Here is an 8,208-nt window from a genome sequence, read left to right as displayed (position 1 = left end):
CGCTGCCGGGCGGACAGGCGATCGTTGCCGTGCTGACGCATGAAAGCACCGAGGCGCTCGGTCTGGCGGTCGGCGCGGATGCCTGCGCGCTCGTCAAGGCGTCGTGGATCATGCTCGCGGTCTACGACGGCGGGCCGGCGCTCAAGCTGTCGGCACGGAACCAGCTGCATGGTGTGGTCGAGACGATCAAGCGTGGCGCGGTCAACAGCGAAGCGACGCTCGCGCTCGACGGCGGCGGGACGCTGACGGCCGTTGTCACGAACGACAGCGTTGACGCGCTCGGCCTTGCTGCCGGCCGACGGACGATCGCGCTGTTCAAGGCGTCGAGCGTGATTCTCGCGGTGACGGGTTGACGGCTGCGTCTCGGTACGGGCCTGCTCGTGCGGCCGGATGAGGACGGCGGATTGGACGCGCTCTGTCAGTGTCGCCCGTATTCCGCCACCGGTCGGCACGCCATGCGGCGTGTGCGGCTGCGGGCCGCTGCCCGGATCATTCGCTGGCGGCGCGCCCTCAGGCAATGCGGCTCGGCCACGCCGTGTGCGGCGCATCCGGCTGGACACGCCCATCGTTCAACGGCACGACCTGATCGCCGAATGCGGCAACATCGTCCGGGTCGTGCGTGATCAGCATCATCGGAATGTCGAGCCGCGCCTGCAGTTCGGCCAGTTCCTGCCGCATCCGCCGGCGCATGGCGCCGTCGAGCGCCGCGAACGGCTCGTCGAGCAGCAGGATGCGCGGTTGCGCGACGAGCGCGCGCGCGAGCGCAACGCGCTGCTTCTGTCCGCCGGACAGTTGCGCCGGAAAATGCCCCGCGAGCGCGTCGAGCTCGAATGCGCGCAGCCAGTACTCGACTTCCGGCGGCAGTGCCTTTGCGCGCGGATTGCGCAGGCCGGCGGTCAGCCCGAACGCGATGTTCTGGCGTACGTTCAGGTGCGGGAATAGCGCGTAGTCCTGGAACAGATAGGCAACGCGCCGTGCGCGTGTCGGGACGTCGATGCCCCGGGCGGCATCGAACAGCGGCTCGCCGTTCAGCGCGATCGTGCCGGCGTCCGGCGTCAGCAGCCCGGCGATCGCCTGCAGCGTCAGGCTCTTGCCTGCGCCGGACGGCCCGAACAGCACGACCCGTTGCGCGGTGGTCGTAAACGACACTTCCAGCGCGAAATGGCGCTCCGCGGTTGCATAAGTCTTGCGAATGTCGACGGCAAGGCTCATTTCAGCGTGCCCCCGTCAGAGCGCGCGTCGGCACGAGACGTCCGGCCGCAAGGAGCACGATCACACAGGTGAGCGACGTGACCACGACGAGCACGGTGGCGGTGCTGTCGTCGCCGGCCTGGACGGCCGCATAGACGGCGACCGACAGCGTCTGCGTGCGCCCGGGCAGGTTGCCCGCGAGCATCAGCGTCGCGCCGAATTCGCCGAGCGCGCGCGCGAACGCGAGTAGCGCACCCGCGAGGATCCCGCGGGCGGCAAGCGGCAGTGTCACGCGGAAGAACACGGCGGCCTCGCCGAGGCCGAGCGTGCGTGCCGCGCGCTCCAGTTGGGGGTCGACGCCTTCGAATGCGGCGCGCGCCGACTTGAGGATCAGCGGAAACGCGACAACCATCGACGCGATCACCGCGCCCTGCCACGTGAACACGAGCTGGATGCCGAGCGTGTCGAGCCAGGCACCGAGCACGCCGTGCCGCCCGAGCAGCACGAGCAGGTAATAGCCGAGCACGGTCGGCGGCAGCACGAGCGGCAGCGTCAACAGCGAGTCGACCACGTCGCGCGCGGGCGAGCGCCAGCGCGCGAGCCCGAACGCGGCGGCGACGCCGAGCACGATATCGAGCGCGGTCGCCCAGCCGGCAACCTTCAGTGACAGCAGCAGCGGAATCCAGGCGTCGTGCATTGCGGCGAACTCACTTGCCGGCGGCGGGTTTGAAGCCGAAGGTCGCCAGCACGGACTGGCCCTGCGGCGAGGCGACGAAGTCGACGAACGACCGCGCCTGCGCCGCGTGATGGCTGTCCTTGACCACGGCGATCGGGTAGGTGATCGCGGTTTGCGTCGGCACGGTCAGCGCGACTTTCACGCGGTCGGGCATGATCGCCGCGTCGGTGCCGAACACGAAGCCGGCATCGACTTCGCCGCGCGCGACGTAATCGAGGCTCTGGCGCACGTTGGCGGCCAGCACGCCCTTTGCGCTGACGGCGTCCCAGACGCCCGCCGCGCGCAGCGCGCCCTCCGTGTAGCGGCCGACCGGCACCGAAGCCGGATCGCCGTAGGCGACGCGCTTGACGCCGGGCCCGGTCAGGTCGTGCAGCGCCGCGGGCGCCTTGCGGCTGTCCGCCGGCACGATCAGCACGAGCGAATTGGCGGCGAAGTCGCGGCGTGTGCCGGGGGCAATCACCTTCTCGTCTGCTGCACGATCCATCGCCTTCTGGTCGGCCGATGCGAACACGTCGGCCGGCGCACCCTTCACGATTTGCTGCATCAGCACGTCGGAGGCGCCGAAATTGAACAGCACCTTGGTGCCCGGATGCTGCTTCTCATAGGCGTCGCCGACCGCCTTGAACGCGTTCGTCAGGCTGGCGGCGGCCGATACGACGAGCTCGTCGGCCGCGTAGACGGGCGCATGGAATGCGATTCCGGTGGCGAGCGCGGCGACCGGCAGCAGGCGGAGCAGGATACGGCGAAGCGGACGGAAGGTTGAGCGCATGGCGATGTCGTTCGAGTGAGCGAAAACGTAATCGTAATATAGAGCCAGTTATAACGCTCTATATTTTGGCGGCGGCCATGTATTGCGAGGAGACACGGGAACGGGCGTCTGCGGGCAGCGGCGAGTGATGGCCGACTACGCGTGCAGCATGTGCTTCTGCATGTCGGTGCGCGACTGCGCGGCGGGGCGATAGCTCGGATTCGCCTTCCAGCGTGCACGCACGAACGGGCGTTCGTGGCCGGACAGCTGCAGTGCGACCTGCGTCACCCAGCGATGCGACGGCACGGTGATGCCGTGCAGCGCAACGATGACGAGCACGAGACTCGCGCAGACGGCCGGAACCGACCAGCGGCGCGGTTCGGCGCGCCACGAGCCGCAGATGAATGCCAGCGCGGCCAGCGCGCCGACGATGCAGCCGGTGATCGATTCGGAAGGCGAATGCGCGGACAGCACAACGCGCGACACGCCCACCGCGATGCCTGCCGCAAGGCCCAGCCCGATGCCGGCCAGCCGCACCGGCGCGCGCGTACGGATCAACACCAGGAACAGTGCGACCGGATAGACGGACGTGGACAGCATCGCGTGGCCGCTGAAGCCGGTGAAATCCCACGTACGGATGCCGATGCCCCAGCCAAGAAACGCGATCTTCGTGAGCGCGACGACGCCGATCGCCGTCGCCAGCACGGCAAGCCACGCGGCGGCGCGCCGCCACGAATAGCCGAGCGCGAGCCAGACGGCGACAGTGAGGGCGAGCGGCAGGGTGAGGCCGGCGCTGCCGAGCGCGGTGATCGAGATCCACAGGTGAGACGGCAGGTCGAACATCGGGGGCGGAAGACGGGCGGGGGCGAAACGGATGCTTAATTAACGCGAGCCGGGAAGTGCGACTACAACGGATACAAGCGGCGAGATGCCAGTATAGCGTCGCACGGGCACACGTCCGACTTTTTGTCGTGACGGGAACTATTCAGGCACAAGGAAAATCCCATCAACCATGCTATTGTGCATTGCACAATAGCGAGCGAAACGCTCTGCGTAGCGTCCCCATTTCTGACTGCGAGCCCGATCGATGACTAAAAGTCTGACGAAGGTGTGGCTGGGCGGCATGAAACGCATGCTGTCCCCGTCCGCCAAACGCGCGGCGCGCGACGCGCAGCGACTGGCCAGCGGCGTGATCGAAGCCGCGGGGTCGCCCGCCGAAGCCGATTTATCGCCGCAACGCGTCCGCGAGTCGCGGGTGCGTCCCCGCGCGGCCGCCTGGGCGGCTGGCGAATGGTCGCGTGGCGAACACCCGATGGCGCCCGCGATCGGCCGCCTCGTCCAGCATCTCACGTACGGGCTGTACATCCCGCCCGGCGGCCGCCGCACCGGCATGCCGCTCGTCGTGATGCTGCACGGCTGCCAGCAGAGCGCCGACGAATTCTCGCAAGGCACGCGGATGAATTTGCTGGCCGATCGGCACGGTTTCGCCGTGCTGTATCCGGAGCAGTCGCGGCGCGCGCATGCGCACGGATGCTGGCACTGGTACGAGGATACCGAGCGCGCCGGTCGGGGCGAGGCGCATGCCATCGCGAACCTGATCGATGCGCTGGTCGACGAGCACGGTTTCGACCCATCGCGCGTCTATGTCGCAGGCTTGTCGGCCGGTGCAGGCCTCGCGTCGCTGCTTGCGGTGCATTTCCCGGATCGCGTTGCGGCCGTTGCGCTGCACTCCGGGCCGGCATTCGGCGAGGCGCATTCCGGCATCACCGCGATGGACGTGATGCGGCGCGGATTACACCGGAATCCGGCAGAGGCGGTCGATGCGCTGGTCGAGCCGGGCACGTATCCCGGCATGCCTGCGCTGATCGTTCACGGCGACGCCGATCACGTGGTGGCACCGAAGAACGCCGATCAACTGTCGATCGAGTTCCTGCGTCTGAACGGGCTCGCCGATTCGCGTGGTGCGCCGCATGGCGCGGAAATGCTCGAAACGCTCGAGCACGGCACGCTGACCCGCGATTACCGCCGCAACGACGAGTCTGTCGTGCGCGTCTGTCACGTCAAGGGTCTCGCGCATGCCTGGTCGGGCGGGGACGATGCCGTGCCGTTTCACGCGGCGGGCGGCCCGGACGCAAGCGAACTGGTCTGGTCTTTTTTCGAGGGGCATCGCCGCACGGTGGCGGCGTAATGACGCACCGCAGGATCGTTGCTGACAAGAGTTAAGGGTTTTCCCTATAATAGGGAAAACACCTACTTCAAAACCCTTGGATTTGCGAGATCGACCATGTACCTGCTAAGCCGCCTGTTCCAGATGTTGACCAAGCCTTCCGAGCAGGGCGCGAGCGAGCGTGCCGAGGCCTATCTGGCCGATGCCAGCGACCGGTACGATCTCGAGTTCCGCATGCGCAAGCTCGATCGCGAAGCTGCGACGGGCCGTTCGACCTGGATGATCGCGCGCTGATTGCGCTCAGGCGGCCAAGCCCGCCCAGTTTCGGTATTTCGCGCCAAAAGGGCGCGTGCGGCACAACAGCCGCACGCGCCCTTTTTGTATTTCGCGCCGTATTGCGTCAGATGACGGTCAGGCGTACCGGGACGTTGTTGCGCGTTGCGTTCGAGTACGGGCATACCTGATGTGCCTTGTCGACGAGCGCCTGTGCGGACGCCTTGTCGAGGCCCGGCAGCGACACGCGCAGCTCGATATCGAGCCCGAACCCGCCGGCGTCGTTGGGACCGATGCCCACGTCCACGGTCACTTGCGTATCGGCCGGCAGCGCCTGCTTGCTCTGGCCGGCGACGAACTTCATCGCACTCAGGAAACACGCCGAGTAACCGGCAGCGAAAAGTTGCTCCGGATTCGTGCCTTCGGCGCCGGTGCCGCCGAGTTCGCGCGGGGCGGCGAGTTTCACATCCAGCTTGTTGTCTGACGAAACCGCGCGGCCATCACGGCCGCCGGTGCTGGTTGCGCTCGTCTTGTACAGAATGTTCATCGTGCTGCTCCTGTCGGGATTTGAGGGCGAGGGGAAGGGCATTCAGGCAGGTTGCCGTTGGCCACGAACAAAATATAGAGCACAAATAGTTTGTGTGCAAATTAAATTCAAAAAAATGACCCGGCAGTGCCGGGCGGGATGCGGGTCATCAGTCCGTGACGGTCGACAATGCGTCGTGTAACAGCTTCAGATCCGCGCGCAGCCTGACGAGGAATTCCGGCGTTTGCCGCATGGCGCAGAACAGGTCGGCGGGTACGGAGCGCGCCTTTTCCTTCAGCGTGCGCCCCGCCGCCGTGAGGCGTACGTGCACGACACGTTCGTCGGTCGCGCTGCGCACGCGTTCGACATAGCCGAGCGCATCGAGGCGCTTGAGTAGCGGCGTGACCGTGGCGGGATCGAGGTCGAGCCGTGCGGCGATGTCCTTGACGGCGATATCGTCACGCTCCCACAGCACGAGCATTGCGAGATATTGGGGGTAGGTCAGCGACAGCTTGTCGAGCAACGGCTTGTACGCTTTCGTCATCGCATGCGAGGTCGAATAGAGCGCAAAGCACAGTTGTTCGTCGAGCGTTTGCGGAAGAACGGGTGGACGATCCATGATTCGGCGGCGGGCGGCGTTGGTGCAAATGATTCGCGTGCGAATCATTCTGCGCGGAAACAGCGTGATTGACAAGTATTGCCGGAACGCGGTGGGGGTGCTGCGCAAGGGCAGGCCGGCAGCGTACGCCGGCCTTCGAGCGGTCAGCGGCTGGTCGCAGGCGGAGCCGATGTGCCCGGCTCCTGCACGCCGAAGCAGCCGCGATAGGTCGCGTAGAACGAGCAGTACAGCATCGCGGCGATGATGATCGTCATCGGCATCATGACCGTCAGCGCGTACGCACCCGCGCCGAGCGCCTGCAGCAGCAGCGACAGGCCGAGCGACGCGCCGAGCGCAACGCCGAACCACAGCAGTCCGTAGACCGTGAACGCTCCGCGGTTGCGCCAGCAGCTGACGATGCTGAAGAACAATGCCTTCGCCGGCGGAATGTCGTGCCACGCGGTCAGCACGGGTGCGAACCAGAACAGCATCGCGACCGGCACGTAGAGCAGGGTGGCGATCAGCAGCGCGCCGAGCGTGCCCTGTGCCGCGAACGCCTCGGGATTCGGGTTGTCGCCGGTCGCGCCGATCATCACCTGGAACAGCGTGCCGCCGTCGAACATGGCCGACACGGCGAACACGAGCACCATCGTGACGGCATAGATTCCGCCGAGCGCGAGCAGCCGCTGCGTGGTGACGTGGCCGTACGAGCGGAAGCCGTCGACGAGAATCGTCGGCATGACCGGCTTGCCCGCGATGGTGTCGCGGCACGCGGCCATGAAGCCGACCGCGATACCGGGGATGAACAGCAGCGGCAGGGCGGCGCCGATCACCGGCACCATCGACACCAGTGTGATCGCCAGCAGGTACGTAAAGAACAGCGTAATGAACGCGAGCGGGTTTCGGCGGAACAGCCAGATGCCTTGGCGGAACCAGACGTAGCCCGTTTTGGCGGGCACTTCGATCAGTTGCATGCGGTTTGGGTCTCAGGAAGCGCGGGCATATGCAGGATACGTTCACGCAGGATGCGTTCGAAATGGCCGGGATCGTGCGGCTTGAGCAACTCGGCCGCGCGCGGCAGGTAGAAGTCGTACAGCCGGGACACCCAGAAACGGTATGCGCCGGCACGCAGCATGTCGCTCCAGTGGCGCCGCTCCTCGGCGGTGAATGGCCGGATCGTCTGGTACGCGCGCAGCAGCGCGTCCGCGCGTGCGGTATCGAGCACGCCCGTCGCCAGGTCGACGCACCAGTCGTTGACCGTGACGGCGACGTCGAACAGCCATTTGTCGCAGCCGGCGAAATAGAAGTCGAAGAAGCCGCCGAGCCGCACGCGATGGCCGGTGTCCGGCGCGGCATGCGCAAACAGCGCGTTGTCGCGGAACAGGTCGCAATGGCACGGGCCGCCGGGGAGCGCATCGTAATCGGCGGACGCGAAAAAGTGCGCCTGATGCGCGAGCTCGCTTTCGAGCAGCGCGCGTTGTTCGCTGTTCACGAACGGCACGATCGCCGGCACGTTTTCCTGCCACCAGGGCAGGCTGCGCAGGTTCGGCTGGTGATTCGGGAAGTCGCGGCCGGCGAGGTGCATGCGGGCGAGCATCTGGCCGACTTCGATGCAGTGTTCGGTCCCCGGCGCCAGTTCGGCGGCGCCGTCGAGCTTCGTGACGATCGCGGCGGGCTTGCCGTGCAGTTCGCCGAACAAAGTGCCGTCGTCGCGCGGAACGGGATCCGGCACCGGCACGCCGTGGCGCGCCAGATGACGCATCAGGTCGAGATAGAACGGCAATTGTCCGGACGTGAGCTTCTCGAAGATCGTGAGGACGTATTCGCCGCGCGTCGTCGTCAGGAAGAAATTGCTGTTTTCGATGCCGGACGGAATGCCCCGGAACGCGACGACATCGCCCAGCTCGTAGTGGCGCATCCATTGCGCGAGATCGGAATCGGAAACAGCTGTGAAAACGGCCATGCGAAG

At 66.5% G+C, this 8,208-nt stretch carries 11 protein-coding genes; 3 read left to right on the top strand and 8 right to left on the bottom strand.

Annotation, left to right across the window (positions count from 1 at the left end; translation table 11 throughout):
• Positions 1-353 (top strand): TOBE domain-containing protein (locus KH616_RS17585; RefSeq protein ID WP_292248730.1); only part of this gene is annotated, 353 nt, incomplete at its 5' end.
• Between the two features lie 157 nt (positions 354-510).
• On the opposite strand, the gene KH616_RS17580 is transcribed toward KH616_RS17585, so the two are convergent.
• The 4 genes from KH616_RS17580 to KH616_RS17565 all read right to left on the bottom strand — a co-directional run bounded on the left by KH616_RS17580 (position 511) and on the right by KH616_RS17565 (position 3,518).
• On the bottom strand, positions 511-1,212 hold the full coding sequence (locus KH616_RS17580; RefSeq protein ID WP_292248728.1) for an ATP-binding cassette domain-containing protein: 702 nt from the start codon (positions 1,210-1,212) through the stop codon (positions 511-513).
• A 1-nt stretch (position 1,213) separates the two neighbouring features.
• Positions 1,214-1,888 carry a molybdate ABC transporter permease subunit gene (gene modB, locus KH616_RS17575; protein WP_292248726.1) on the bottom strand — a complete coding sequence of 225 codons (675 nt, stop codon included), beginning with the start codon at positions 1,886-1,888 and terminating at the stop codon, positions 1,214-1,216.
• A 10-nt stretch (positions 1,889-1,898) separates the two neighbouring features.
• The gene (gene modA / locus KH616_RS17570; protein WP_292248723.1) at positions 1,899-2,696 is read right to left on the bottom strand and encodes a molybdate ABC transporter substrate-binding protein; all 798 of its coding nucleotides are present in this window, start codon (positions 2,694-2,696) and stop codon (positions 1,899-1,901) included.
• A gap of 135 nt (positions 2,697-2,831) precedes the next feature.
• Positions 2,832-3,518, bottom strand: coding sequence for a phosphatase PAP2 family protein (locus KH616_RS17565; protein ID WP_292248721.1), 687 nt, complete (start codon positions 3,516-3,518; stop codon positions 2,832-2,834).
• Positions 3,519-3,762: 244 nt separating this feature from the next.
• Here KH616_RS17565 and KH616_RS17560 point away from each other — a divergent pair, with 244 nt between their 5' ends.
• On the top strand, positions 3,763-4,863 hold the full coding sequence (locus tag KH616_RS17560; protein WP_292248719.1) for a PHB depolymerase family esterase: 1,101 nt from the start codon (positions 3,763-3,765) through the stop codon (positions 4,861-4,863).
• 96 nt (positions 4,864-4,959) lie between these two features.
• A complete protein-coding gene (locus KH616_RS17555; protein WP_292248717.1) occupies positions 4,960-5,136 on the top strand; it encodes a DUF3563 family protein in 177 nt (58 codons plus the stop codon).
• Between the two features lie 106 nt (positions 5,137-5,242).
• Here KH616_RS17555 and KH616_RS17550 read toward each other — a convergent pair whose 3' ends face one another.
• The 4 genes from KH616_RS17550 to KH616_RS17535 all read right to left on the bottom strand — a co-directional run bounded on the left by KH616_RS17550 (position 5,243) and on the right by KH616_RS17535 (position 8,202).
• The gene (locus KH616_RS17550; protein ID WP_292248715.1) at positions 5,243-5,662 is read right to left on the bottom strand and encodes an organic hydroperoxide resistance protein; all 420 of its coding nucleotides are present in this window, start codon (positions 5,660-5,662) and stop codon (positions 5,243-5,245) included.
• Positions 5,663-5,810: 148 nt separating this feature from the next.
• The gene (locus tag KH616_RS17545; RefSeq protein ID WP_292248710.1) at positions 5,811-6,260 is read right to left on the bottom strand and encodes a MarR family transcriptional regulator; all 450 of its coding nucleotides are present in this window, start codon (positions 6,258-6,260) and stop codon (positions 5,811-5,813) included.
• Positions 6,261-6,403: 143 nt separating this feature from the next.
• Positions 6,404-7,213 (bottom strand): BPSS1780 family membrane protein, encoded by an 810-nt coding sequence (locus KH616_RS17540; RefSeq protein ID WP_292248707.1) that lies wholly within the window; start codon positions 7,211-7,213, stop codon positions 6,404-6,406.
• Positions 7,204-8,202, bottom strand: coding sequence for a homoserine kinase (locus tag KH616_RS17535; protein ID WP_292248732.1), 999 nt, complete (start codon positions 8,200-8,202; stop codon positions 7,204-7,206). Before KH616_RS17535 ends, KH616_RS17540 begins: the two co-directional genes overlap by 10 nt.
• Positions 8,203-8,208: the final 6 nt, after the last annotated feature.

The sequence above is a fragment of the Burkholderia sp. genome (assembly GCF_018375725.1).
Classification (GTDB): domain Bacteria; phylum Pseudomonadota; class Gammaproteobacteria; order Burkholderiales; family Burkholderiaceae; genus Burkholderia.
The sequence above is the reverse complement of the archived record's forward strand: the minus strand, read 5'-3'. Positions and strand labels throughout refer to the sequence as shown.

What these genes read in the sequence shown, in the direction of transcription:
- modB (WP_292248726.1), bottom strand. Translation starts at nt 1,888, where the DNA reads ATGCACGACGCCTGGATTCCGCTGCTGCTGTCACTGAAGGTTGCCGGC.
- KH616_RS17540 (WP_292248707.1), bottom strand. Translation starts at nt 7,213, where the DNA reads ATGCAACTGATCGAAGTGCCCGCCAAAACGGGCTACGTCTGGTTCCGC.
- KH616_RS17535 (WP_292248732.1), bottom strand. Translation starts at nt 8,202, where the DNA reads ATGGCCGTTTTCACAGCTGTTTCCGATTCCGATCTCGCGCAATGGATG.
- KH616_RS17560 (WP_292248719.1), top strand. Translation starts at nt 3,763, where the DNA reads ATGACTAAAAGTCTGACGAAGGTGTGGCTGGGCGGCATGAAACGCATG.
- KH616_RS17565 (WP_292248721.1), bottom strand. Translation starts at nt 3,518, where the DNA reads ATGTTCGACCTGCCGTCTCACCTGTGGATCTCGATCACCGCGCTCGGC.
- modA (WP_292248723.1), bottom strand. Translation starts at nt 2,696, where the DNA reads ATGCGCTCAACCTTCCGTCCGCTTCGCCGTATCCTGCTCCGCCTGCTG.
- KH616_RS17545 (WP_292248710.1), bottom strand. Translation starts at nt 6,260, where the DNA reads ATGGATCGTCCACCCGTTCTTCCGCAAACGCTCGACGAACAACTGTGC.
- KH616_RS17580 (WP_292248728.1), bottom strand. Translation starts at nt 1,212, where the DNA reads ATGAGCCTTGCCGTCGACATTCGCAAGACTTATGCAACCGCGGAGCGC.
- KH616_RS17555 (WP_292248717.1), top strand. Translation starts at nt 4,960, where the DNA reads ATGTACCTGCTAAGCCGCCTGTTCCAGATGTTGACCAAGCCTTCCGAG.
- KH616_RS17550 (WP_292248715.1), bottom strand. Translation starts at nt 5,662, where the DNA reads ATGAACATTCTGTACAAGACGAGCGCAACCAGCACCGGCGGCCGTGAT.